We start from the raw sequence: 22,041 nt of genomic DNA, 5'->3' as shown, positions 1-22,041 counted from the left end.
GTATCGCTGCAGAGCGCAGACGAAGCTCACACCAGCGGTTCGGGAGACTGCAGCCGAGACCGGGTTCGCAATTTGTTGCGGATTTCGCAGGGGTGCAGAGGCTCAGATTCGCGTGCTAAGCGGAACCCTCTACGGGCTTCACTGTACCACCCTTGACGTCGACGGCGAGCATGAGCGCCTGCCACGGGGTGTCGACGATGGATGCCGTCAAGTCCGCGGCCGCCACGCGCTGCCCCGGACCGTCGGCGAGCACGAGCACACTCGGTCCCGCTCCCGAGACCACCGCCGCGTAGCCCTCGGCCCGAAGCGCCCGCACGAGGCGGTCCGTCTCCGGCATGGCCTGCGCACGGTAGTTCTGGTGCAGCTTGTCTTCGGTCGCCGCCATGAGCAGCTCGGGGCTCTGGGTCATCGCCGCGATCAGCAGCGCCGATCGCGAGACGTTGAACACCGCGTCCTCGCGCGGGACCTGCAGGGGCTGCAGGCTGCGCGCCACCGCCGTCGACATCGTGAAGCTCGGCACGAGTACGAGCGGCGAGACACCGCGGTGCACGATGAGCTGCTTGTGCTGCGGGCCCGTGGCATCCATCCACGCGATCGTCAGACCGCCGAACAGGCCGGGGGCGACGTTGTCGGGGTGGCCCTCCATCTCGGTCGCGAGGCGGAGCAGGTCGACGTCGCTGAAATCGGCCTCGCCCTCCAACAACCCCTTCGCGGCCAGGATGCCGGCGACCACGGCCGCACCCGACGAGCCCATCCCCCGCCCGTGCGGGATGACGTTGTGCGCCACGAGGCGAAGCCCCGGCATCTCGCGCCCGACCGAGGCGTAGGTGTGCGCGATCGCACGGACCACGAGGTGAGAGGCGTCGCGGGGGACGTCGGCCGTCCCCTCGCCGGACACCTCGATCTCGAGGCGACCGGGCTCGAGCGCCTCGACCGTCAGCTCGTCGTAGACGCTCAGCGCGAGTCCGAGGGTGTCGAATCCCGGACCGAGGTTCGCGCTCGTCGCCGGCACGCGGACCGCGACGCGGCGCCCGAGGGCTGCGGTCACTCGGCCACCGGCTTCAGGTCGAGGACCGAAGCGACCTCCGACGTGGTCGCGTCGACGACGGTCGGCTGCACCTCGGTGCCGTCGGCCTTGCGCAGCGCCCACTGCGGATCCTTCAGGCCATGACCGGTGACGGTGAGCACGACCTTCGCCCCGGCGGGGATGAGGCCGGCCTCGGCGCGGTCGAGCAGGCCCGCGACGCTGATCGCCGAAGCGGGCTCGACGAACACGCCGACCTCGCCGGCGAGGATCTTCTGCGCCGCGAGGATGCGGTCGTCCTCGATGGCGCCGAACCAGCCGTCGGTGGCATCCCGCGCTTCGAGGGCGAGGTGCCACGACGCGGGGTTGCCGATCCGGATCGCGCTGGCGATCGTCTCGGGGTTCTTCACGACCTCGCCGCGCACGAGCGGGGCGGAGCCGGCCGCCTGGAAGCCGAACATGCGGGGGACGCGCGTGGCGACGCCGCGGTCGACTTCCTCGCGGTAGCCGCGCGAGTAGGCGGTGTAGTTGCCGGCGTTGCCGACGGGGATGAAGTGGAAGTCGGGGGCGTCGCCCAGCTGCTCGACGACCTCGTACGCCGCGGTCTTCTGGCCCTCGATGCGGTCGGGGTTGACCGAGTTGACCAGGTGCACCGGGTAGTGGTCGGCGAGCTCGCGCGCGATCTCGAGGCAGTCGTCGAAGTTGCCGCGGATCTGGATCAGGCGACCGTTGTGCGCGACGGCCTGGCTGAGCTTGCCCATCGCGATCTTGCCCTCGGGGACGAGCACCGCGGCCGTGATGCCGGCGTGGGCCGCGTAGGCGGCCGCCGAGGCGGAGGTGTTGCCCGTCGACGCGCAGATGACGGCCTTCGCCCCGTGCTCGACGGCCCGCGACAGGGCCACGGTCATGCCGCGGTCCTTGAACGAGCCCGTCGGGTTCATGCCCTCGAACTTGACGTAGACGTCGGCGCCCGTGCGGTGCGACAACGCGGGGGCCGGGATGAGAGGCGTCCCGCCCTCGCCGAGGGTCACGACGGTCGAGGCGTCGGTGACGCCCAGACGGTCGGCGTACTCGCGGAGGACTCCGCGCCAGACGTGTGCCATGTCAGTTCCCTTCCACACGCAGTACGGAGACCACGCGCTCGACGACGCCGCTCGCGGCGAGACGCTCGACGGTCTCGCTCAGGTCTTGCTCGCGGGCCTGATGTGTTCCGATGACCAGACGCGCCGATCCGCCTTCGGCGGGGTTCTCTGCATCCGGTTCGATGGTGGTCTGCTCGACGGTCGCGATCGACACGCGCCCCTCGCTCAGGATGCCGGCGACCGTCGCCAGAACGCCCGGCTGATCGTCGACCTCGAGCGTGATCTGGTAACGCGTGATGACGCGTCCGATCGGGACGGTCGGGAGGTTGGCGCGCGTGGACTCGCCGACGCCCACTCCCCCGGCGATGTGACGGCGCGCGGCCGAGACGACGTCGCCGAGGACCGCGGAGGCGGTCTGCACGCCGCCGGCGCCCGCGCCGTAGAACATCAGGTCACCGGCGGCCTCGGCCTGGACGAACACGGCGTTGTTCGCGCCGTGCACGCTCGCGAGGGGGTGGGAGCGCTCGACCAGCGCGGGGTACACGCGCACCGAGATCGACTCGCTCGACTCGCCGTCGGAGGCCGGGAGACGCTCGCACACGGCGAGGAGCTTCACGACATACCCCGCGTGGCGGGCGGACTCGATGATCGCGGCGTCGATCTGGGTGATGCCCTCGCGGTGCACGGCATCCAGCGGGACGGTCGTGTGGAAGGCGAGGCTCGCGAGGATCGCGGCCTTCTGCGCGGCGTCGTAACCCTCGACGTCGGCGGTGGGGTCGGCCTCGGCGTACCCGAGCGCTTGCGCCTGGGCGAGGACTTCGCCGAAATCGGCGCCCTCGGTGTCCATCCGGTCGAGGATGTAGTTCGTCGTGCCATTGACGATGCCCATGATGCGGACCACTCGGTCGCCGGCCAGGGAGTCGCGCAGGGGCCGGATGATCGGGATCGCGCCGGCGGCCGCGGCCTCGTAGTAGACCTCGGCGCCCACCTGGTCGGCGGCTTCGAAGATCTCGGAACCGTGTGTGGCGAGCAGCGCCTTGTTCGCCGTGACGACGTCGGCGCCGGAGTTGATCGCCTGCAGCACCCGCGTACGCGCCGGCTCGATCCCGCCCATCAGCTCGATGACGATGTCGGAGCCGTTGATGAGCGTCTCGGCATCCGTCGTGAACAGCTCGTGCGGCAGGTCGGTGTCGCGCTTGCCGTCGACGTTGCGGACGGCGATGCCCGCGAGTTCGAGGTTCGCCCCCGCGCGGTCGGCCAGTTCGGCGCGGTGCTTGAGCAGCAGGTCAGCGACCTGCGAGCCGACGGCACCCGCGCCCAGCAGCGCGACGCGCAGCGTGCGGTAGTCGGTCATTCGGTGTCTCCGTGGGATGGTGCGGCCGGGCCGCGGGACGAGGTGGCGGGGGATGCCGCGACGCCGACGTCGCGGGAGAGGAGGTCGTCGACGGTCTCGCCGCGGACGATGATGCGTGCCCGACCGTCGCGCACCGCGACGACGGGCGGCCGCGGCGTGTAGTTGTAGTTGCTCGCGAGGGAGAAGCAGTAGGCCCCGGTCGCGGGAACGGCGAGGAGGTCGCCCGGGGTGACGTCGCCGGGGAGGTACTCGGCATCCACGACGATGTCGCCGGACTCGCAGTGGTGACCGACGACGCGCGACAGCGCGGGGGTGACGGAACTGACGCGCGAGACGATGCGGGCGGAGAAGTCGGCGCCGTAGAGCGCGGGACGGGCGTTGTCGCTCATGCCGCCGTCGACGCTGACGTAGGTCCGCTCGAGCCCGTCGCCGATCGAGACCTTCTTGACCGTGCCGACCTCGTAGAGGGTCACGCCCGCCTGACCGACGATGACGCGTCCGGGCTCGCACGCGACATCGGGCATCGGGATGCCACGCACCTCGCACTCCGCGGCGATGGCGTCGAGGATGCCGTCGGCGATCTCCTCGATCGGGCGCGGATCGTCGACCGAGGTGTAGGAGATGCCGAATCCCCCGCCCACGTTGAGGACGGGGATGTCGCCGCCGGCCAGCAGGTCGGCGTGCAGGTCGACGAGGCGCGCGGCGGACTCGCGGAAGCCCGCCGAATCGAAGATCTGCGACCCGATGTGGGCGTGGAGTCCCACGAACCGGAGACTGGGCAGCTCACGGATCCGGGTCACGGCCTCCGCCGCCCCCTCCAGCGAGAAGCCGAATTTCTGGTCTTCGTGCGCCGTGGCCAGGAACGCGTGCGTCTCGGCGTGGACGCCGGTGCGCACGCGCACGAGAACGGACTGGACCACCCCGCGCCGCTCGGCGATCGCGGCGAGGCGCTCGATCTCGATCGCGCTGTCGACCACGACGGACCCGATCCCGACCTCGACCGCGCGCTCCAGCTCGCCGACGCTCTTGTTGTTGCCGTGGAATCCCAGACGGGCGGGGTCGGCGCCACCGGCGAGAGCGACCTCGAGCTCGCCGCGAGTGCAGACGTCGACGGCGAGACCCTCGTCTGTCACCCACCGCACGACCTCGGTCGAGAGGAACGCTTTGCCCGCGTAATACACGCGAGCGCGGATGCCGTGCCGCTCGGCGGCCGCACCGAAAGCGTCGCGGGCGCGCCGGGCGTGGGCGCGGACCTCGTCCTCGTCGAGCACGTACAACGGGGTCCCGAAGCGGTCGCGCAGATCGAACGCCGACACCCCGCCGATCTCAACGGAACCGTCACCGAGGCGCTGCGCCGACGAGGGCCAGACGGAGGCGACGAGCTCGTTCGCTTCGGCCGGGGCGGTGAGCCAGTCGGGCACGAGCGCGGAGTGCGAGGCGGACACGGAGGAACCAATCGGGTTTTGCGGCGACGCGACGGCCGCGGATCACGGCTCCTGCCCCCGCGGGGCGTCACGCGACAGGCAGTCCTTGCAGTCTAGGGCACGGCATATGCCGCCCCCGTCCCACCGCCGGCACGCTCCCGCCCACGACGGGGCTCAGCGACGAGACGCGCCCACGTGGATCAGCCGCACGTGCCGTTCTGCTGCAGCGCCGGATCGCTGATGATGCGCCCGTCGATGTCGAGCGTGGCCACCACGTCCGGGCCCTGGACGCTCACCGAGGTCAGCGTGAGGCCCGCGGGCAGGCGATCGGCGAAGCAGAGACTCCAGGTCCGGAGTACGCCGTCGGCCACACCCCCGACCTGACCGCGCAGGGTGTCGGCATCGACCCGGTTCCCGCCGAGTTCGAACGATGTCGGCGTGAGCGTGAGGTCACCCTCCGCCGCGCCGGGAGTGACCGAGATGCCCACCGGGATGGCGATGCCGAACACGGAGAGCTGCGTCGACAGGGTCAGATCGGGCGCCGCGGTGTCGACGGTGTCGGCCGGGAAGTCGGGGATCTGCGACAGAAGGGCGCGCAGTTGATCGGGATCGAGCCGCACGGAGGCCGAACCACCCGCCGCCGGGGCGTCGCCCGCGACGGGCACGTCCTGCAGGTCGACACGCACGTCGCCGGTCAACGGACCGAGCGCGACGTCGGGCGCCGACACCGCGACCTCGCCGAGTCGCCCCGTCAGCAGCTGCGGGAGCACGATTCCGGGTACCTCGACATCGACCTGCTGATCGGCGGGAAGACCGACCTGCTGCACGACGAGCGAGCGAACCGTGTTCACCACGGCGGACCGGGCGATCGCCTCGGCCGCCACCAGCAACGCCGCGATGACGACGACGATGATCGCGACGATCGCGATCGTCCGTCCTGTGCGGCGACGGGGGCGCGTGGCATCCGTCATGACTACATGCGCTCCGGAGCACCCACGCCGAGCAGCGTGAGGCCGTTGCGCAGGACCTGACCGGTCGCGTCGTTCAGCCACAGGCGCGTACGGTGCACCGCCTCGACCGGGGCGTCGCCGAGCGGGATGACACGGCAGTTGTCGTACCACCGGTGGTACAGGCCCGCCAGCTCCTCGAGGTAGCGCGCGACGCGATGCGGCTCGCGCACCTCGGCGGCGTACGCGACGACGCGGGGGTACTCCTGCAGAGCGCCGAGCAGCGCGGACTCGGTCTCGTGCTCGAGCAGCTCCGGCGCGAACTCCGACCGGTCGACGCCCGACTCGGCAGCGTTGCGCGCGACGTTGTGCGTGCGCGCGTGGGCGTACTGCACGTAGAACACGGGGTTGTCGTTGGTGCGCTTCTGCAGGATCTCGGGGTCGAGCGTGAGCGGCGAGTCCGCCGGATAGCGGGCCAGCGAATAGCGCAGCGCGTCGGTCCCGAGCCACTCCTGCAGATCGTCGAGCTCGATGATGTTGCCGGCGCGCTTGGACAGCCGCGCGCCGTTGATCGACACGAGCTGGCCGATGAGCACCTCGATGTCCTTGTCCGGGTCGTCACCGGCCGCACCGGCCAGCGCCTTCAGGCGGTGGACGTAGCCGTGGTGGTCGGCACCCAGCAGGTAGATCTTGTGCGCGAACCCGCGGTCGCCCTTGTTGAGGTAGTACGCGGCATCCGCGGCGAAGTAGGTGTACTCGCCGTTGGAGCGACGGATGACGCGGTCTTTGTCGTCGCCGAAGTCGGTCGTGCGGACCCACACGGCGCCTTCGTCGTCGAACACGTGACCCTGTTCGCGAAGACGGTCGACCGCCTCGTCGACGAGGCTCGGCCGGCCGTCGACCCGCGCGTGCAGGGTGCGCTCGGAGAACCAGACGTCGAAGTGCACGTTGAAGCGTTCGAGCGAGGCCTGGATCTCTCCGAGCTGGAATCCGTAGGCCAGCTCCGTGGCGACGGTGATCTGCTCGTCCCGGTCGAGGTCGCGGATGTCGGGCTGCCCGGCCGCGACCCGCTCGGCGAGCGCCGCGATGTAGGCGCCGCCGTAACCGTCGTCGGGGGTCGGTTCACCGTGGAGGGCCGCGACGACCGAGCGACCGAAGCGCTCCATCTGGGCGCCGGCGTCGTTGATGTAGAACTCACGAACCAGCGTCGCGCCGCTGGCGAGCAGCACGCGGGCGATCGCGTCACCGAGCGCGGCCCAGCGCGTGTGGCCGATGTGCAGCGGACCGGTCGGGTTGGCGCTGACGAACTCGAGGTTGATCGTGTTGCCGCGCTGCGAGTCGTTGGTGCCGAACGCTGCGCCCTGCTCGACGATGGTCTTCGCCAGGGCGCCGGCGGCTGCGGCATCCAGCCGGATGTTGATGAAGCCGGGGCCGGCGACCTCGACGCTGGCGATGCCGTCGACGCTCTGGAGGCCCGCCGCGATCTCGGCCGCGAACTCGCGCGGGTTCGCCCCGACGATCTTCGACAGCTTCAGCGCCGCGTTCGACGCCCAGTCGCCGTGGTCACGGTTCTTGGGCCGCTCCAGGGGCAGGTCGGCGGCGGTGAGCCCGGCCGACGACCCCTCGCGTCGCGCCTCGGCGAGCGGGGCGATGACGGCGAGCAGGGCGGCGGAGAGGGCTGCGGGATCCATAACCCTGCAATTCTAGGCGAGGCGCGAGGCCGCGCCCTGTTCAGCCGATCTGCACCAGGGTCTCGTGGTCGTCGGGGGTGATGGCATCCGGGACCTCGTCCTCCAGGACCGCGTCGACGTACATGCGCTCGAGGCCCACGTAACCACCGTGGTAGCTGAGGAAGGCGCAGTCGGCGGCGTCACGTCCCGTGGCGATCCGCACCAGCGATCGACGGTCGGACAGGCGGGTCGCGTCGATGACGTACCAGGCACCGTCGAGGTAGGCCTCGGCGACGGCGTGGAAGTCCATGGGTTCCAGGCCGGGCGCGTAGCAGGCGGCGTAACGGGCCGGCATGTCCATGGCCCGGAGCAGGGCGATCACCACGTGGGCGTAATCGCGGCAGACGCCTTGGCCGGTCATCAGCGTCGTCACGGCACTGTCGGTGCCGAGGCTCAGTCCTGGGGTGTAGGTCACGCTGGATGCCACGAAGCTCGAGACGGCGGCGATGAGGTCCGCACCGGCGAGCCCGCGGAACTGCCGACGCGCCTGCGCGAACACCTCGTCGGACTGGCAGTAGCGACTGGGGCGCAGGTAGGTGATCGTCTCCAGGTCGCTCGTGTGCAGGGTCGGAGATGCACCCGCGACGACGGCCTCGTACCTCACGGAGAGCGGGCCCTGCTCACCGGAAAGGCGGTGCAGGCGGCTGCCGGACTGGTCGACGATCTCGGTCGGGGTGTAGACGCGATCGCCACTGGAGAACGTCAGATGCTCGCTCGCGAGCGGCACTCCCTGGGCGGCGGTGATCTGCAAAATGAGATCGACGGACGACCCCAGATCGAGGTCGAGTTCAGCGGTCACTCGGCGCGGCACCGGGCAATCCTCGCACGGCGCAAGAGGGCCGGGGCGCGCCTCGCTCAACCGTCCTTCTTGCCGGGTCCGCCGGGGGGCTGGGAGCCGTCGCCCTTACCCTTCCCACTGTTCCCCTTTCCGTCCTCGCCCTTGTCGGAGTTTCCCGGTCCCTCGTCCGCCGGCTCGGTCTGGGTGGGCGGATCCTCGACCGTCTCGGGCTGGTCGTCGACCGCGCTCGGGGTCGGCTCCGGAGTGTCCGGCGTCACGGGCTCGGGGCTCTGCTCAGCCGTCGGCTCCGGATCGGGGACGAGACCGGACAGATCGGCACGGACGACCGCGATGCGAGCGAGAATCGCCTCCGCCTCGGCGGCCGACACCGTCCCCGCGTCGCGCTGCGCGAGAACGTCCGCCTCGAGCTGGTCGAGAGTCGTGGAGGCGGAGTCGTAGTCACCGCCGGACGCCTGGCTCGCGAGTGTCTGGACGACGCCCTGCCAGGGAGTCGACTCGGCCGCTGTCGGCGCACAGCCGGTCAGGGCGAGCGCGGCCGCGAACGCGAGGGAGGTGGCGGTGACCCCGCGCCGGCTCACGGTCCCACTTCCTTCCAGAGGTCGTCGACGTGTTGATCGAGGGGTGCCGGCAGGGACGGAAGCGCGGGATCCGAGGCGGGGGCGGAAGTGCTCAGTCCGATCGCGGCGGCGGCCCCTCCCCCCGCGAGCAGCAGGGCGATCACGGCCGCGATGATCAGCGCGCGCCGGCGACCCGCCCGGCGCGGCGGGTCAATGGGAGCGAGGACCCGCGTGCGGGTGACTTCCTCGGATGCCGGGCCGTCGACCAGTGCCGCACCGCCGAGCGGAGTGGGCGGCAGCGCATCGCCGCGCAGCGCGCGGAATTCAGCGCCGAGCGCGGCGGCATCCGGCCTCTCCGCCGGATCGATCGCGGTCATGCGCGCCAAGAGCACACGCCACGGCGCAGGAAGGTCCTCGGGGACATCCGGCGGCGAGATGAGGCGAGCGGCGAGCGCCTCGTGGGGCGTGCGCCCACCGAACGCACGACGCCCCGTCAGAGCCTCGAGCAGAACCAGCCCGAGCGCGTACACATCGCTGGCCGGAGCCGCCGGCATCCCCCGCGCCTGCTCCGGGCTGAGGTAAGCCGCGGTGCCGATCACGGTGTCGGCGCGGGTGAGGCGGGTCGCGCCGACGAGAGCGGCGATTCCGAAGTCGGCGAGCGTCGCCCGGGCGCGTTCGCCCGTGTGAGCGGGCGGCCGCAGGAGGATGTTCGACGGCTTCACGTCCCGGTGCACGATTCCGCGGGCGTGCACCACCGCGAGCGCTTCGGCGATCTCCCGTCCGTGGCGGGCGGCGTCGGCGGCGGGAAGCGGGCCGCGCGCGATGAGGTCGGCGAGCGTCGGGCCCGCGATCAACTCCATCGCGAGGTACGTGGGTGACGATGCCAGGCGCGCGTCGTACAGCGTGACCAGCGAGGGATGCGACAGCGAGGCGAGCAGCCGGATCTCGGAGCGCACGCGCGCGGCATCCGCCGGATCCGCACCGTCGCCGGTGATCACTTTCAGTGCGACGGTGCGGCCGAGCGACGTGTCGACCGCCTCGTACACGCGCGCATACCCGCCCTCGCCCAGGACCCGTCCGAGCCGGTAGCGCCCGTCGAAGAGGTGGGAGGTGGAGGAATCGAACGGTTGGGTGGTTTCGGTGTCGGTCATGCGGGTCCTGGCGGTAAGGCCCCCGGGGTTGTCAGACGATGTCGTCGTTCGACGAGCGCGTGGTCGATCGCGTCACCTGCGCGCCGCCGGCCCCCTCGGTGCGGGTCACGGTGTCGGTCTGCCGACGGCGCGCCAACAGCACCACACCGATGATGAAGACGATCGCTCCCGCGCCCATCATGATGTAGCCGATGGTCGTCAGATCGACATAGTCGTTCGGGAGGTCCACGGCGAAAGCGAGGATGGCGCCGATGACGATCAGCGCGATTCCGGCTCCGATACTCATGTCAGTCCTTTCGGGAGGGTGAGGACAGGATGACACTCACCCGCGGACTGTGCCGCGGGTCTTGACAACGGCGCCGGCACCGGGGCGGATCCGGACACCCGCGACCTGTCGCTTTCCGTCCGGAAGAGCCTCCCCGGGCCGCGAAACGAACCCCGAGGTCGTGGGGGCCAGGTCACGGGGAGTGTCCGGCGTACAGTCGCGAACATGTGGACCGTACTCATCATTCTTCTCGTCGCGTGGGCGGTGCTCTCGATCGTGGGGTTCGCGTTCGAAGGATTGCTCTGGCTGGGGATCATCGGGATCGTGCTGTTCGTCGGCACCGTGATCTTCGGGCTCGTACGCCGTAGCGTCGCCCGGCGCGCCTCCTAGTTCCGCGCCCCGCGGCCCCCGCCGCACAGGTCGGCGCCCACTCACGCGCGACGCCTTCTGTCAATGGTCGTGCGCTCCCGTTGCTCGCGGACGTCTGCTGTCGCCATGACCGTCGACACGCCGGCTTCGAGCCGGACACGCACCCCCTCCCCCGCCACACCAGCGGACGGTTCGTCGCCCAGCGCCGACCTCGGACTCAGTTCCGTCCTCACCGGCTCATTGCCGCCCACGCTCGGCACGCCCGGCGCCCCGGAGCGGTACCAGGTCGACGCCGTCTTCCGGCGCCGCCCCCTCCCCGAAGAGGTCGACGCGATCATGTCCGCGGAGCCGCACGACGCGCTCCCGGCCGCCGGATACCCCGGAGTCACCCTCCGCGTGGCCGATCGACGGCTCGAGATCGGCAACTCGAACCTCGAAGAGTTGGAGAACGGCCTCGCCACCGTGCTCGCCGACCTCCTCGCGGGAATCTCCGGGCGCGTCCGGCAAGCGCAGTCCGCGGCGTTCGACCGCGCCGCAGCCGCTGCCGACATCGAGCACACACGAGCCGAGGACGTCATCCAGCGAGCCGGCCGCATCGCTTTCGACCCCACTCCCGCGTCGGACTGACCTGGACCCCGCCTCACCCGGTCGCATCATGAACGAGTACCGCACGACGACCCCCCGGACTTCCGCGATCGGACGCTCCGCCGGAAGCGACTTCACCGAACTCGCGAGGACCATCCGCGAGCTCGGTCTCCTGCGCCGGCGACACGGGTATTACTGGACCAAGATCCTCGGGCTCCCCGTGATACTCGGCGTCACCCTCGCGGCCTTCGCCCTCATCGGGGAGACGTGGTGGCAGCTTTTCACGGCCGCGTTCCTCGGCATCCTGTTCACCCAGATCGCCTTCCTCGGACACGACGCCGCCCACCGGCAGATCTTCACGTCGGGCAAGTGGAACGACTGGATCAGCCTGATCCTGGGCGATCTGCTGGTGGGGATGAGCTACGGGTGGTGGCAGCACAAGCACACCCGGCACCACGCGCGTCCGAACACGATGGGAGCCGATCCCGACATCGAGCTCCCCGTCATCGTCGTCGCTCCGGGAGGCGCCCCGTCACGGTATCCCGCACTGGCGTGGGTGCGGGCGCACCAGGGCCTGTTCTTCTTCCCGATCCTCCTGCTGGAGGGGCTCTCGCTGCACGCGTCCGGCGTTCGCGAGGTGTTCTCGCGCGGCAAGCTCGCCCGGCGCTGGGTCGAGATCGTCTTCCTGACGGTCCGGCTCGCCGGTCTGCCCGCGCTGGTGTTCCTGACGCTGTCGCCCGGGATCGGCTTCGCCTTCCTCGGCGTGCAGCTCGGCGTCTTCGGCTTCTGCATGGGGATGTCGTTCGCCCCGAATCACAAGGGGATGCCGATCCTGCCGGAGAACGCACGAATCGACTTCCTGCGCCGCCAGGTGACGACCAGCCGCAACGTCGTCGGCACCCGGCTGCTCGACGTGGCGATGGGCGGTCTCAATTACCAGATCGAGCACCACCTGTTCCCGAGCATGCCTCGACCGCATCTACGGCGGGCAGCCCCGATCGTCTCCGCGTACTGCCGCGAGCACGGGGTGCCGTACACCCAGACCGGGCTGTTCGCGTCCTACGCCATCGTCGTCCGCTACATCAACCGCGTCGGGCTGGGGGAACGCGACGTCTTCACGTGCCCGCTCGTCGACCAGCGCATCCGCCCGCCGATGCCCGACGCGGCAGCCGGTTAGCGGCGGGCGCGACGCTCACGCGGCGCGCAGGACTCCCCCCACACGGCCCCCTCGGCTCACGCGGCGTAGTGGACGGAGACCGCGCCCGAGCCGAACGGCGCATCGCTGTCACCGTCGTCTCGCGCATCGAACTCGACGGTGGCGGTGGTGATGACGACGGCGGTGTGAACGGTGAAGAGGACGCTCGCGACCCGGTTGCCCACCACCATGATGTCGACGAAACCGCCCCCGTCGACCACGGCCCGGACGATGCTCCGCTTCAGCTCGGTGATGTTCTCGCTCTGGGCAAGCGCGAGCGTGCTGTCATTGATCTCGGCACAAGCGCGTTCCATCGTCTCGGACATGGCGCTGAACCTAGGCCGCGCGTCGGCGATCGCGGGCGGGGGTTGCGCTCGGCGACGAATCGACTCGCTTCAACGAGCAAGGGGCCGCAAGGTCTGTAAGACCCGCGGCCCCTTCTCTTTACTGGTGCCCCCGACAGGAATCGAACCTGCGACCTTTGGTACCGGAAACCAACGCTCTATCCCCTGAGCTACGGAGGCGGACCGGTCAAGGTTAGCACCGCGAGGCTGGCGACCCCGACCCCGCCGGCGGCCTGCCGGGCCGGCATCCCGTCGGGCTCATTCCTCGCCGACGACTCCGATGCCCGTCGCCTGGTGGTCGGCGTTCGGGTCATCGTCGGAGGGAGCCTTCGACTGCTCGTCCACGTCGTTCGTCTGGCTGGGCGCCACCGTCTGGTCGTCGCCGAGGTCTTCGGCGTCGCTGCCAGAGGCGCTGTTCTGCGGATCGCTCATGGATCATCCCTTCGTACGCGGACACCCAGCCTGGCAAAGCCAGGCGTCCGGATGCAGAGGGTTGACCCGCGGCCCGCGAGGCCTCAGCGTCGGCCCACCCACGCGCGGAGGCGGGCGCCGAGCGGCCTCGTCAGGGACAGCGAGCGACCGTTCGCCGAAACCGTCAGGCGATCACCCTGCTCCACGGCCTCTCCACGCACGTATGCGGCCCCGACGGCGACGTACGTCTCGAGCAGCATCGACGCCTCGGCGCGCGTGGACGTGGCGTCGTCGAGTCGGACGCGATGGCCGGAGTCCACCCGCACGGAGAACCACCGCGTCCCGGGGGTGGACACGACCGCCCATCGCTCACCCGCAGACAACCGCACGAACGCGTCGCCGTCCGAGAGTCCGGTCTCCGGCGACAGGTCGGCGTGAGCGGCGACGACGCCCTCGAGCGTGGCCAGCGCCTCCGCGGCGGTGACGAAGTCGGCCCGCCCCGCGCTCAGCCCGCCCCACTCGAACTTGCGGTCGGGGGTCATGGCATCCCCGGGGCGACGGCGGTGAACGGCATGACGCGAGCGTAACGCGCCGAGCTCGATGGGGTCGGGGAGACGGATGCGGCGAAGTCGGGCCCGAACAATACCGAGCGTGCCTCTACGATGAGCGGCATGCTCGCCTCCTCGCCGAACAACATCTTCGACCAGACCTCGATCTTCGCCCTGAACACGACCAACTCTTTCCTCGCGTTCGTGGTGTACGTGCTCGTGGTGATCGCCCTGTGGCGCGTGTTCACGAAGGCCGGGTATCCCGGCTGGCTCGCGATCATCCCCATCGTCAACGCGATCTTCGTCGTCAAGGTCGCGGGCTTCTCGGGATGGATGACGTTGCTCTACCTCATCCCGATCGTCAACATCGTCTTCCACATCATCGTCTCGATCCGACTCGGACGAGCCTTCGGCCACGGATGGTTCTTCTCGCTCCTGTTGCTGGTCATCTTCTGGATCATCGGGTATCTCATCGTCGGCTTCAGCGGCGACAAGTATCGCCCCGAGCGGATCTGATCCCCTCGCCCGTCATCTGACCGACGTCTTGGTCGTACGCGCGGAGGCGCGCAGCCCCGCGGCGATGCGTGCCGCGCGTGCGACGGTCAGCCCGGGCGCGTAGCACCGCATCAGGGCGAGTCCGATGGACGGCAGCTGCGCGGGGTCCGGGTAGACCATCCACATCGGGGTGAACTCCGGCTGGAACTTCTTCTTGAAGTTCGCCAGCGACCGGAAGCCGTAAGCGGGCTCCAGCAGGGCACTGAGCTGGCGGAGGAAGCGCTCCACGGGATCCCGCTCGGCATCCGGACCGTCTCGATGAAAGGCGAGCGGCGAGCCCGACAGGCTGAGGATCGAGAACCCGTCGGCGCGCAGACGCTCCACGACGGCGCCGATCACGAACTCCATCACGCCGTTCATTGCGTCGTGGCGGCGACGCATCACGTCGAGCGCGTACCCCTGGACTCGGGATGCCGCACGCACGGGGAGCCAGCTGGTCACCGCCACCACGCGTTCCTGCGCGTCGCGCGCGACCATGAGGCGCACCGCCGGATCTGCCATCTGCTCGACTCCACCGAGCGTGAATTCCATCTCGGGGATCGTCTTGTCGGCGACCCACGACTCGGAGATCTCACGGATCTGGGTGCGATCGCGGAACGACAGGTCCGCCCACGTCGTCCATTCGGCGCGTACGCCCTCTCTCGCCGCGCGGTGGGTCGCCGTGCGGACGTCCTGACGCTTCTTGCCGGCGGGTGTCCACGTCGCCGGGTCCAGCCTCGCCTCTTCAGCGACCTGGGTCCGGCTCCAGCCCAGCGCATCGAGGGCGGCGCTCTCGGAACCGTCGACGCTGTAGAAGACGGCGGTCCAGCCGCGCTCCCCGCAGAAATCGACGAAGGCGGGGGCGACGCTCGGGTCCGAGCGGTCGCGGCCGAAGGCGCCGCCGAGCGTCACGGCGATGCGGCCGCGGACGCGGTAGGCGATCGCGGCATCGACATCGGGCGCGAACCAGTACCCGTTGCCCGTCCAGGTCGTCATGAAGGACAGAGTCCCACCACCTCCGCGCTCGAGCACGGCGCGCGCCCGCGCACGGTCGCCGCTGTTGGCCGTCGATCCCGGACTGAGGACGAACCGCACGGAGGCGAAGGCGCACACGGTCCAGAAGACCGCGGACGGCAGATACCAAAGCGCCTGCGCCCAGCCCGTGGTCGGCACGAAGGCGATCGCTTCCGAGGGGAGGAGGGACGGCGGGAGGAGACGCAGCGCAGTGGCGTGGAGGATCGCCTCGAGTCCGGGCTCGGGGCTGAAGTGACGCGAGAACGCCATCGTGCCGGCGAACGCCGTCACGATGCTCCCCACACCGGCGAGACCGACGGTCCCCAGGAAGAGCGATCGTGCCCCCGGAGCGGAACCGATCCGCGCCGCCCGACGGAAGACGAAGAGCGTCACGGCGACGGCGAGCGGCACCGACGCACCCACCGCCACCCCGACCAGGATCTGCCACACCGCCGACGTCGCGTCCGCGTCACGGCTGAGCGCGAGCGTCGCCAAAGTGTCGGGTTCGGTGACGGCGAAGACGTAGGCCATCCCCGCGAACACGAGCAGGTTCACGGCGATGGCGATGCCGAGGGCCCCGCGACGCCCCCGCAGGATGCCCCAGGATGCCACGAGCAGCACGATGAGGGGGAGGGCGGCGATCCACCCCGCGAGCGGCTGCAGCGGACCGAAAGACCACCCGTCGGCCGGGCACGCGAGCAGCGTGGACCCGGCGACGCATACCTGCCCGTCTACGACAGTGAGCGGGTCGTAGGACAGCCATCCGTACACGGACAGCAGACCGGCACCGCTCCCCCACAGCGTGGCGACCATCGGACCGATGGCGGTCACGGCGGTCAGCGCTGCCAGGAGCACCCTTGTCTCGTGGTGGGAGCTGCGCTGGACGCGCAAAGTCACCGGACGACCGCCCGACAGGACGCCGAGGCCCAGACCGATCGGAAGCGCGATGAGCGTATAGAGGTCACTGGCCGACGCGGAGTAGAGGAACAGTGTCAACGCGAGCGCCGTACTGGCCCACCGCACACGCCGGCGCCACAGGGCGCCCACGAAGCCGCTCGCGGTCATCGCCACGACGAGCAGCGCGGCGATGGGAGGTGCCCCGGTGAACACCTCGGAGTTCAACGGGAGACCGGGCAGGAAGGCGCTCTCGACGGCACCGATCGCCAGCCCGGCGACAGAGGTCGCCAGGCCTCCCCCGAGGAAGGCCACGAGAACGCGGCGCGCGCCCATCACCCGTTCCGCGAGGCCCCCGGTGAGGAGGACGGCGAGCAGCACGACGGGGAGCAGCAGGGGCTGCTCGACCGTGAACACACTTCGCGCCAGTTCACGGACGTCGAACGGGCCGTCCCCGACGAACACGCTCCCTCGGAGCTGCACGAGACTGACCACCAGGATGGCCGCGGCGAGCGCGATGCTCGCGCGCGGCATCCGGGTCCTGTTCGGGGAGGCGGACGACGCCTCGGCGCGAGGGGATTCCGGCGGGCGGGGCGGAGAGGCCTCGACGACGTGTGGGGGCGAAGGGACGACGGTCGGTGGCATGGGGCTCCGATCGGGTGAGCATCGATCGCGAGAAACGATCCGACGACTCATCGTCTCTTCGACGCCGGCCGGTCGTCATCCACCCCGGGGTGTATCCGCCCCCGCTGACCGGCGGGGGCTCATCGACGGGCGTCAGGAGGAGCGGAACACCTCGACGCTGTCGGGGCGGTCGGTCGCGGCCGCGATGAGCGCGACGACGCCGAGTCCGAGGGTGGGAGCGAGCATGCCGAGCCAGCCGATGGCACCCGCCGCGACCAGGACGCCCTGGTCAGCGCCGGCGGCGCCAAGCGCAACCCACACTCCCTGCACCAGGACGGCGCAGCCCACGCTGATGCCGAGCGCCCACATGGGTGCCCAGCGCCAGCGCGCGGGGACGGCACCCAGGCGGGCGATTTGTGTCGCCGCGACCGCCCCGGCGGCGACCGAGACGGCCGACGCGGTCAGGCTGACGGCGAACGCGGTCCACGCGGTCGAAGGTTGCGCCGAGATCACCTGCACCGGGGCGAGGGCGTAAGAGAGATTCACCGTCAGCGGCGCGAGCGCCAGCACGACGAGGGCAGAGACTCCCAGTGGTCGGCGGGCGACGACGCTCCCCGCACGGCTGAAGCCGATCGCGAAGACCAGGATGCCGAGGGCCCACAGCACGTCGATGAGGATCTGCTGCACGACCGATGCCCCGATGATCCGCGCACCAGCGAGGCCGAGGAGGCCGCAGACGCCGAGGAGGATTCCGCCCACCCGCCACGTCACGCTCCGCCTGCCCATCACTCCACCCTAAGGGGGAGCGTCTGAAGCGCTCAGGGGGCGTGTCGGGAGGGCGTCAGGCCTGCGTCGGCTGGTCGAAGTCCCAATCGACCGGCTCATCGTCGCCGTCGGGCTCGGGCTCGACGATGCGGAGGGCCGAGCGTGGGAAGAGCCGATGATTGCGCAGGTCCTCCGACCACGCCGCGAAGTCCGGCTCCTCGCCCGACCAGTCCACCGGAGCCGACAGCACGTCGTTTCCGACGCCGATGACGAGCTCCGCCTGCCCGACCTTCTTGTCCTCCGTCACGATCGGGATGCTGACGGCCTCAGCCTGACCCTCTTTCGCGACGGCGGCGGTCAACTCGATGAGCGACGCGGCGACGTCATCGGTCGTGATCACGGTTTCTCCGGCATACGTCACGCATCTCATGGGTTCTAGCGTGCGGCGGGACGTGTGCGGGGAGGACCGGGTTGCACGGCCTCGGCCCGTGAGATACGGGCGCGTCAGTCGCGCCGCTGCGCGGAGCGGAACATCGCGGCATCCAGTTCGAACCAGACGGCACGCACGGTGTCGAATTCGGCGAACCGCTCGGGAGCCGGTTCGTCGAGGCTGAGGCGGTATCCCCGCGGAAGGTCATCCACGTGCTGTCCGTCGCGCGGGCCGCCGACGAGCACGTAGATCACGGTGACGCGTGCGATCCGGCGTCGACCGCGACGCCGTCGACAGCATCGCTCATCCGGTGGAGGAAGTTGACGACGATCTGGGACTCCTCGACGGACATGTCGATCACAGCGGCGAGCATCCGGTCGTGCATGTTGCCCAGCGTCTGGCGGACTTCGGCGTGTGCGCGGTCGGTCGCCTGCACGAAGATGCTTCGGCGATCGTCCGGGTTCGCCACCCGAGTGATGTGTCCGGACCGCTCGAGACGATCCAGGATCGCCGTGGTCGAGGCCGTGGAGAGTCCGAGATAGCGGGTCAGCTCCCCCGGTCGCACCTGACGACCGGGTTCGCGGAGGAGGAATCGGAGGACGAGTAGTTCGTTCTCACCCATCGACATCGACTCGCGCGTGCGACGGCGCATGGCGAGTTCAGCCGCTCGGTAGACGCGGAGCGCCTCGAGCACCGCCTTGCTGCGCACACGCCGATCGGCGGGCTCGTCGCCGTACCAATAGGTGCCCGAGTCGCGGCCTCCGCCGGGAGAAAGGCTCTGCGACACCGCGCGCGTATCCGTCATGGTGTTCGCCCCTTGCTGTCGATTTCGAAATCATACATCGAAACAAATAGTTCGACAAACTAGTTACTAACCGAGTATGTTCTTCATACAGCTAAGCCAGCGAAGGGAGTTCCTCATGGGTCACCTCTATTACGGCACGACGCCGGAGCCGATGCGCATTCCGGACCGCCTGCTCGCCCACCTGAAAGTGGTGGTCGCGACCAAGCTCCGCCGCAACGAGAGCTTCACACTGAGCTGGACGCACGTCGACGGCACCCCCGGTCGTTCCACCCTCTGGCTGCAGCCCGCCATTGCTCTGCGCTTCGTCTTCGACAGCGCCGAGCCTGAGCAGCTCAATGCACAGACCCTGAAGGAGATGGCCGACATGGCCAATTCCTCCGCCGGTCTCGTCGTCGCCCTGGACGCGGTGATCCCGGAAGCCTCGGTGCCCGCGCGCACCCCCGCCCCCGCGGCCCGCCGCGCGACTCTCCGATCGGCTGCCTGACATGCCCGCGCACAGCACGAACTCCCTCCCGCCTCTCTCGGGTGCCCGCGTCATGTGGGCGAAGGTGGACTCGGGATTCTGGGTCGCTCACCGCGGCGGCGAGTACTACGGCTGCGTCGACAGCGTGAAAGGCGGGTTCGTCGCCCGCGACGCGCACGGCGTCCCGGTCGGGCGTTACGACACTCTCGAGGCGGCCAAGGCATCGCTGCGGTCCACCGGCGATCCGGTCAATCTCGCCCGCCGCGGGCGGACCGAACGCGCCACGATCGCCCTGGCCACGGCCGCCGGAAGCGCCGCCCTCGCGTTCGCCCTCACCGCCGGCGCGCTCGCGCCCTACCTGTGAACGCGATCCCGGTCATCGACCTCCGCGACGAGGCCGATGACATCGAGGATGCCGCGCGGGTCGAGTTCACGGAGCGTTACGGCGTTCATCCACTCTGATACGCCAGCCCCTGGACAGCGGGGAGGACGTGTGGCACCGTCGCTCGCGCCGCCGATCGTCGGCGCACCACGAAGGGAACTCCCATGAGCGAGCAGACCGGATCCGGCAGCCCCGACGGCGACGCGGCCCCCGACCCCGAATCGAACGGCGCGGGTTCGGAGTCCCCTGAGGAGGGCGCCGCCGCTCAGCAGGACGCCGACGAGGCTTCGGACACCAACAGCTCGCCCTCGGGCGAGATCGGCTGATCCACGACGTCGGATGTCACGATCACCGGGCCGTCGTCACGACCTGGTCGTCCCGCGGGGCGAGCCCCGGTCGCAGACGTGTGCCGAACTCGTGCCGCAGCGCGCTCAACGCCGCCTGCCAGCCCGCGAGACCGTGCACACCCGGGCCGGGGCTCGTCGATGAGGAGCACAGGTAGATCCCCGGCACCGGCGTGCGCCACGGATCGGGGCGCGGAACGGGTCGGCTGATCAGCTGCGTCAGCGACGGTGCACCCGCCGAGATGTCCCCGCCCGGGAAGTTCGGATTCCACGCGGCGATGTCCACGGACGTGCGCGACGACGTGGCCAGGATCGTGTCGCGGAACCCGGGCGCGAACCGTTCGATCTGCGCCACCACCGCCTCCTCGCGGTCGGCAGGACTCCCGGCGGGAACGTGGGTGTACGCCCACAGTACGTGGCGTCCCGCGGGCGCCCGGGTCGTGTCGAACAACGTCGGCTGCGACACCAGCACGTACGGTGCGTCCGGCAGTTCCCCGCGCACCACGGCGTTCTCGGCGGCGGCGATCTCCGCCCGCGTCCCGCCCACGTGCACGGTTCCCGACCGCGACACGTCCGGATCGGCCCAGGGCACCGGGTCCGAGAGCGCGAAGTCGATCTTCGCCACCCCACCGCCGTAGCGGAAGCGCTCGAGCGCGTGCCGGTAGGGAGCGGGCATCCGATCTCCCACCAATCCGACGAGAGCGCGAGGGGTGATGTCCAACAACACCGCGCGGGCGGCCGGAAGCTGACGGAGGTCGGCGATGTCGACTCCCGTGTGCACGACTCCTCCGTGGGCCCTCAGATCGGCGACCATGGCGTCGGCGATCGACTGGCTGCCGCCGACGGGGATCGGCCACCCCCGCCCGTGCGCGTAGGTGGCGAGAACGAGGCCCGCGCCCCCGGCCGCGAGGCTCGGCTGCGCGAGGATTGAGTGCGCCGACACCCCCGTGAGCATCGAGGGAGCGACCTCGTCACGGAACCTCGCGTTCCACCACGGACCGCCTTGTTCCAGCGATCGGATGCCGAACAAGAACGCCGCGAGCGGGTCGCCCGGTACGCGGAGCAGGGCGTTGCCGGTGAAGTCGGCGACTCCACGCAGGTGGGAAACGAGGGGCCGGAGGATCCGCGCGTACGCCGCCCCGTCGCGGCCGAGCGCCTCCGCCGTACGGTCGAGGTCGCGGTAGGCCAGACCCGCACGTGCGCCATCCAGCGGATGGGCGAACGAGACCTCCGGCACCACGAAGGGCACGCGTTTGTCCAGACCGAACTCCCGGAAGAACCACGACTCCAGCGCGAGCGGATGCACGGCCGACCCCAGGTCGTGACGGAATCCCGGGAGGGTGATCTCCGCGGTCGAAGCCGCGCCGCCGAGTGAGGTATGGCGCTCGTACAGGGCGACGGACAACCCGGCACGGGCGAGGGTGACGGCGGCGGCGAGGCCGTTGGGGCCCGACCCCACGACGATCGCGTCGTAGCTCTCGCTCATCGCTGGATCGGCTCCTTCTCCGCGGTCGACGCCTGGCCGATCGCGGAAGCACCCCCGGTCGTTCCCGGGGCTCCACCCTCGGCGAGGTACGCCAGACGGTGCAGCGTCTCGGCGTTGCGCCACCGCGTGATCGCGTCGAAAACCGCATCGGGGAGGAGCTTCGTCGGCCCGGTCACGGGCTCCTCCTGGAGACGGACCACGCACTGGTCGCCCCGCGCCTTGACATCGATGGAGACGCGGGCGATACCGATCGGACCCCCGTGCGGTTCCATGACCGCGCGGTACGGAGGATCCCACACGCGCATCACGGTGGTGTCATTGATGACAGCCGGCCAGGATCCGAACGAATGATGCAATTCCGAGCCCTCCTGCGGCCAGTTCTCGGCCACGTCCCGCATGCGCGACGCGCCCACGACCCACAGGGGATAGAGCCACCCGTTCGCCAGCACGCGGAACACCGCATCGGGCGGACAGTGCAGCAGGCGGACGTTCCGAGCCATGGGGGCAACCTTCGT

General features: G+C 70.3%; 28 protein-coding genes and 1 tRNA gene. 7 read left to right on the top strand and 22 right to left on the bottom strand.

Annotated features, from left to right (window positions below):
- Positions 1–115: 115 nt before the first annotated feature.
- The 10 genes from thrB to ABC271_RS05835 form a co-directional block, all read right to left on the bottom strand.
- Positions 116–1,048, bottom strand: coding sequence for a homoserine kinase (gene thrB / locus ABC271_RS05880; RefSeq protein WP_412923962.1), 933 nt, complete (start codon positions 1,046–1,048; stop codon positions 116–118).
- Positions 1,045–2,127, bottom strand: a complete 1,083-nt coding sequence (gene thrC, locus ABC271_RS05875) for a threonine synthase (protein ID WP_412923961.1) — start codon at positions 2,125–2,127, stop codon at positions 1,045–1,047. The genes thrB and thrC overlap by 4 nt, the downstream gene beginning before the upstream one ends.
- A gap of 1 nt (position 2,128) precedes the next feature.
- On the bottom strand, positions 2,129–3,460 hold the full coding sequence (locus ABC271_RS05870) for a homoserine dehydrogenase (protein WP_412923960.1): 1,332 nt from the start codon (positions 3,458–3,460) through the stop codon (positions 2,129–2,131).
- A complete protein-coding gene (lysA, locus tag ABC271_RS05865; protein WP_412923959.1) occupies positions 3,457–4,905 on the bottom strand; it encodes a diaminopimelate decarboxylase in 1,449 nt (482 codons plus the stop codon). Before lysA ends, ABC271_RS05870 begins: the two co-directional genes overlap by 4 nt.
- 179 nt (positions 4,906–5,084) lie before the next feature.
- Positions 5,085–5,855: an LmeA family phospholipid-binding protein gene (locus ABC271_RS05860; RefSeq protein WP_412923958.1), complete on the bottom strand. Its 771-nt coding sequence runs from the start codon at positions 5,853–5,855 to the stop codon at positions 5,085–5,087.
- Between the two features lie 2 nt (positions 5,856–5,857).
- Positions 5,858–7,522, bottom strand: coding sequence for an arginine--tRNA ligase (locus ABC271_RS05855; protein WP_412923957.1), 1,665 nt, complete (start codon positions 7,520–7,522; stop codon positions 5,858–5,860).
- Positions 7,523–7,562: 40 nt separating this feature from the next.
- Positions 7,563–8,372, bottom strand: coding sequence for a transglutaminase-like domain-containing protein (locus tag ABC271_RS05850; protein WP_412923956.1), 810 nt, complete (start codon positions 8,370–8,372; stop codon positions 7,563–7,565).
- A 44-nt stretch (positions 8,373–8,416) separates the two neighbouring features.
- Positions 8,417–8,938, bottom strand: a complete 522-nt coding sequence (locus ABC271_RS05845; RefSeq protein ID WP_412923955.1) for a hypothetical protein — start codon at positions 8,936–8,938, stop codon at positions 8,417–8,419.
- On the bottom strand, positions 8,935–10,068 hold the full coding sequence (locus tag ABC271_RS05840; protein ID WP_412923954.1) for a serine/threonine-protein kinase: 1,134 nt from the start codon (positions 10,066–10,068) through the stop codon (positions 8,935–8,937). Before ABC271_RS05840 ends, ABC271_RS05845 begins: the two co-directional genes overlap by 4 nt.
- Positions 10,069–10,099: 31 nt before the next feature.
- The gene (locus ABC271_RS05835; protein ID WP_412923953.1) at positions 10,100–10,354 is read right to left on the bottom strand and encodes a DUF6458 family protein; all 255 of its coding nucleotides are present in this window, start codon (positions 10,352–10,354) and stop codon (positions 10,100–10,102) included.
- Between the two features lie 204 nt (positions 10,355–10,558).
- Between ABC271_RS05835 and ABC271_RS05830 the strand changes: the two genes are divergently transcribed.
- From ABC271_RS05830 to ABC271_RS05820, 3 genes are all read left to right on the top strand, one after another.
- Complete coding sequence (locus ABC271_RS05830; RefSeq protein ID WP_412923952.1) at positions 10,559–10,723, top strand: hypothetical protein; 165 nt, start codon at positions 10,559–10,561, stop codon at positions 10,721–10,723.
- 105 nt (positions 10,724–10,828) lie between these two features.
- The gene (locus ABC271_RS05825; RefSeq protein WP_412923951.1) at positions 10,829–11,329 is read left to right on the top strand and encodes a hypothetical protein; all 501 of its coding nucleotides are present in this window, start codon (positions 10,829–10,831) and stop codon (positions 11,327–11,329) included.
- Positions 11,330–11,357: 28 nt separating this feature from the next.
- Entirely contained in the window at positions 11,358–12,464 is a 1,107-nt protein-coding gene (locus ABC271_RS05820; protein ID WP_412923950.1) for a fatty acid desaturase family protein, read from the top strand.
- 56 nt (positions 12,465–12,520) lie between these two features.
- On the opposite strand, the gene ABC271_RS05815 is transcribed toward ABC271_RS05820, so the two are convergent.
- The 5 genes from ABC271_RS05815 to ABC271_RS05795 all read right to left on the bottom strand — a co-directional run bounded on the left by ABC271_RS05815 (position 12,521) and on the right by ABC271_RS05795 (position 13,910).
- Positions 12,521–12,808, bottom strand: a complete 288-nt coding sequence (locus tag ABC271_RS05815) for a hypothetical protein (RefSeq protein WP_412923949.1) — start codon at positions 12,806–12,808, stop codon at positions 12,521–12,523.
- A 122-nt stretch (positions 12,809–12,930) separates the two neighbouring features.
- Positions 12,931–13,006, bottom strand: a tRNA-Arg gene (locus tag ABC271_RS05810).
- Positions 13,007–13,084: 78 nt separating this feature from the next.
- The gene (locus ABC271_RS05805; protein ID WP_412923948.1) at positions 13,085–13,258 is read right to left on the bottom strand and encodes a hypothetical protein; all 174 of its coding nucleotides are present in this window, start codon (positions 13,256–13,258) and stop codon (positions 13,085–13,087) included.
- Between the two features lie 83 nt (positions 13,259–13,341).
- On the bottom strand, positions 13,342–13,779 hold the full coding sequence (locus ABC271_RS05800; RefSeq protein WP_412923947.1) for a hypothetical protein: 438 nt from the start codon (positions 13,777–13,779) through the stop codon (positions 13,342–13,344).
- Entirely contained in the window at positions 13,776–13,910 is a 135-nt protein-coding gene (locus ABC271_RS05795) for a hypothetical protein (protein WP_412923946.1), read from the bottom strand. Before ABC271_RS05795 ends, ABC271_RS05800 begins: the two co-directional genes overlap by 4 nt.
- On the opposite strand from ABC271_RS05795, the gene ABC271_RS05790 reads away from it, so the two are divergent.
- A complete protein-coding gene (locus ABC271_RS05790; RefSeq protein ID WP_412923945.1) occupies positions 13,909–14,301 on the top strand; it encodes a DUF5684 domain-containing protein in 393 nt (130 codons plus the stop codon). The two genes, ABC271_RS05795 and ABC271_RS05790, sit on opposite strands and share 2 nt — an antisense overlap.
- Before the next feature lie 12 nt (positions 14,302–14,313).
- Here ABC271_RS05790 and ABC271_RS05785 read toward each other — a convergent pair whose 3' ends face one another.
- The 5 genes from ABC271_RS05785 to ABC271_RS05765 all read right to left on the bottom strand — a co-directional run bounded on the left by ABC271_RS05785 (position 14,314) and on the right by ABC271_RS05765 (position 18,851).
- The gene (locus ABC271_RS05785; RefSeq protein WP_412923944.1) at positions 14,314–16,761 is read right to left on the bottom strand and encodes a bifunctional lysylphosphatidylglycerol flippase/synthetase MprF; all 2,448 of its coding nucleotides are present in this window, start codon (positions 16,759–16,761) and stop codon (positions 14,314–14,316) included.
- 243 nt (positions 16,762–17,004) lie between these two features.
- A complete protein-coding gene (locus ABC271_RS05780; protein ID WP_412923942.1) occupies positions 17,005–17,637 on the bottom strand; it encodes a hypothetical protein in 633 nt (210 codons plus the stop codon).
- A 55-nt stretch (positions 17,638–17,692) separates the two neighbouring features.
- Complete coding sequence (locus ABC271_RS05775) at positions 17,693–18,046, bottom strand: hypothetical protein (RefSeq protein ID WP_412923941.1); 354 nt, start codon at positions 18,044–18,046, stop codon at positions 17,693–17,695.
- A gap of 74 nt (positions 18,047–18,120) precedes the next feature.
- Entirely contained in the window at positions 18,121–18,300 is a 180-nt protein-coding gene (locus ABC271_RS05770; protein WP_076490945.1) for a hypothetical protein, read from the bottom strand.
- Entirely contained in the window at positions 18,297–18,851 is a 555-nt protein-coding gene (locus ABC271_RS05765) for a MarR family winged helix-turn-helix transcriptional regulator (protein ID WP_412923940.1), read from the bottom strand. The genes ABC271_RS05770 and ABC271_RS05765 overlap by 4 nt, the downstream gene beginning before the upstream one ends.
- 115 nt (positions 18,852–18,966) lie before the next feature.
- Here ABC271_RS05765 and ABC271_RS05760 point away from each other — a divergent pair, with 115 nt between their 5' ends.
- From ABC271_RS05760 to ABC271_RS05750, 3 genes are all read left to right on the top strand, one after another.
- A complete protein-coding gene (locus ABC271_RS05760; RefSeq protein ID WP_412923939.1) occupies positions 18,967–19,335 on the top strand; it encodes a DUF7882 family protein in 369 nt (122 codons plus the stop codon).
- Position 19,336: 1 nt separating this feature from the next.
- Entirely contained in the window at positions 19,337–19,678 is a 342-nt protein-coding gene (locus tag ABC271_RS05755) for a hypothetical protein (RefSeq protein WP_412923938.1), read from the top strand.
- Positions 19,679–19,860: 182 nt separating this feature from the next.
- Positions 19,861–20,022, top strand: coding sequence for a hypothetical protein (locus ABC271_RS05750; protein ID WP_412923937.1), 162 nt, complete (start codon positions 19,861–19,863; stop codon positions 20,020–20,022).
- Between the two features lie 22 nt (positions 20,023–20,044).
- Here the strand turns inward: ABC271_RS05750 and ABC271_RS05745 are convergent, their stop codons facing one another.
- Together ABC271_RS05745 and ABC271_RS05740 are read right to left on the bottom strand one after the other, a co-directional pair.
- Complete coding sequence (locus ABC271_RS05745; RefSeq protein ID WP_412923936.1) at positions 20,045–21,526, bottom strand: phytoene desaturase family protein; 1,482 nt, start codon at positions 21,524–21,526, stop codon at positions 20,045–20,047.
- Positions 21,523–22,026 (bottom strand): SRPBCC family protein, encoded by a 504-nt coding sequence (locus ABC271_RS05740; protein ID WP_412923935.1) that lies wholly within the window; start codon positions 22,024–22,026, stop codon positions 21,523–21,525. The genes ABC271_RS05745 and ABC271_RS05740 overlap by 4 nt, the downstream gene beginning before the upstream one ends.
- Between the last annotated feature and the right edge of the window lie 15 nt (positions 22,027–22,041).

Source organism: Microbacterium canaveralium, from assembly GCF_047238045.1.
In the GTDB taxonomy this organism is placed as follows: Bacteria; Actinomycetota; Actinomycetes; order Actinomycetales; family Microbacteriaceae; genus Microbacterium.
This window is presented reverse-complemented; position numbering and strand designations above follow the sequence as displayed.

Bases quoted from the DNA above. Each gene is read 5' to 3' on its own strand.
- ABC271_RS05795 (WP_412923946.1), bottom strand. From the start codon at position 13,910: ATGCCGCTCATCGTAGAGGCACGCTCGGTATTGTTCGGGCCCGACTTC.
- ABC271_RS05765 (WP_412923940.1), bottom strand. From the start codon at position 18,851: ATGACGGATACGCGCGCGGTGTCGCAGAGCCTTTCTCCCGGCGGAGGC.
- ABC271_RS05805 (WP_412923948.1), bottom strand. From the start codon at position 13,258: ATGAGCGATCCGCAGAACAGCGCCTCTGGCAGCGACGCCGAAGACCTC.
- ABC271_RS05785 (WP_412923944.1), bottom strand. From the start codon at position 16,761: ATGCCGCGCGCGAGCATCGCGCTCGCCGCGGCCATCCTGGTGGTCAGT.
- ABC271_RS05780 (WP_412923942.1), bottom strand. From the start codon at position 17,637: ATGGGCAGGCGGAGCGTGACGTGGCGGGTGGGCGGAATCCTCCTCGGC.
- ABC271_RS05840 (WP_412923954.1), bottom strand. From the start codon at position 10,068: ATGACCGACACCGAAACCACCCAACCGTTCGATTCCTCCACCTCCCAC.
- ABC271_RS05740 (WP_412923935.1), bottom strand. From the start codon at position 22,026: ATGGCTCGGAACGTCCGCCTGCTGCACTGTCCGCCCGATGCGGTGTTC.
- ABC271_RS05825 (WP_412923951.1), top strand. From the start codon at position 10,829: ATGACCGTCGACACGCCGGCTTCGAGCCGGACACGCACCCCCTCCCCC.
- ABC271_RS05830 (WP_412923952.1), top strand. From the start codon at position 10,559: ATGTGGACCGTACTCATCATTCTTCTCGTCGCGTGGGCGGTGCTCTCG.
- ABC271_RS05855 (WP_412923957.1), bottom strand. From the start codon at position 7,522: ATGGATCCCGCAGCCCTCTCCGCCGCCCTGCTCGCCGTCATCGCCCCG.
- ABC271_RS05870 (WP_412923960.1), bottom strand. From the start codon at position 3,460: ATGACCGACTACCGCACGCTGCGCGTCGCGCTGCTGGGCGCGGGTGCC.
- ABC271_RS05820 (WP_412923950.1), top strand. From the start codon at position 11,358: ATGAACGAGTACCGCACGACGACCCCCCGGACTTCCGCGATCGGACGC.
- ABC271_RS05790 (WP_412923945.1), top strand. From the start codon at position 13,909: ATGCTCGCCTCCTCGCCGAACAACATCTTCGACCAGACCTCGATCTTC.
- ABC271_RS05755 (WP_412923938.1), top strand. From the start codon at position 19,337: ATGCCCGCGCACAGCACGAACTCCCTCCCGCCTCTCTCGGGTGCCCGC.
- ABC271_RS05815 (WP_412923949.1), bottom strand. From the start codon at position 12,808: ATGTCCGAGACGATGGAACGCGCTTGTGCCGAGATCAATGACAGCACG.
- ABC271_RS05835 (WP_412923953.1), bottom strand. From the start codon at position 10,354: ATGAGTATCGGAGCCGGAATCGCGCTGATCGTCATCGGCGCCATCCTC.
- thrC (WP_412923961.1), bottom strand. From the start codon at position 2,127: ATGGCACACGTCTGGCGCGGAGTCCTCCGCGAGTACGCCGACCGTCTG.
- ABC271_RS05800 (WP_412923947.1), bottom strand. From the start codon at position 13,779: ATGACCCCCGACCGCAAGTTCGAGTGGGGCGGGCTGAGCGCGGGGCGG.
- ABC271_RS05775 (WP_412923941.1), bottom strand. From the start codon at position 18,046: ATGAGATGCGTGACGTATGCCGGAGAAACCGTGATCACGACCGATGAC.
- ABC271_RS05750 (WP_412923937.1), top strand. From the start codon at position 19,861: ATGAGCGAGCAGACCGGATCCGGCAGCCCCGACGGCGACGCGGCCCCC.
- ABC271_RS05860 (WP_412923958.1), bottom strand. From the start codon at position 5,855: ATGACGGATGCCACGCGCCCCCGTCGCCGCACAGGACGGACGATCGCG.
- ABC271_RS05760 (WP_412923939.1), top strand. From the start codon at position 18,967: ATGGGTCACCTCTATTACGGCACGACGCCGGAGCCGATGCGCATTCCG.
- ABC271_RS05745 (WP_412923936.1), bottom strand. From the start codon at position 21,526: ATGAGCGAGAGCTACGACGCGATCGTCGTGGGGTCGGGCCCCAACGGC.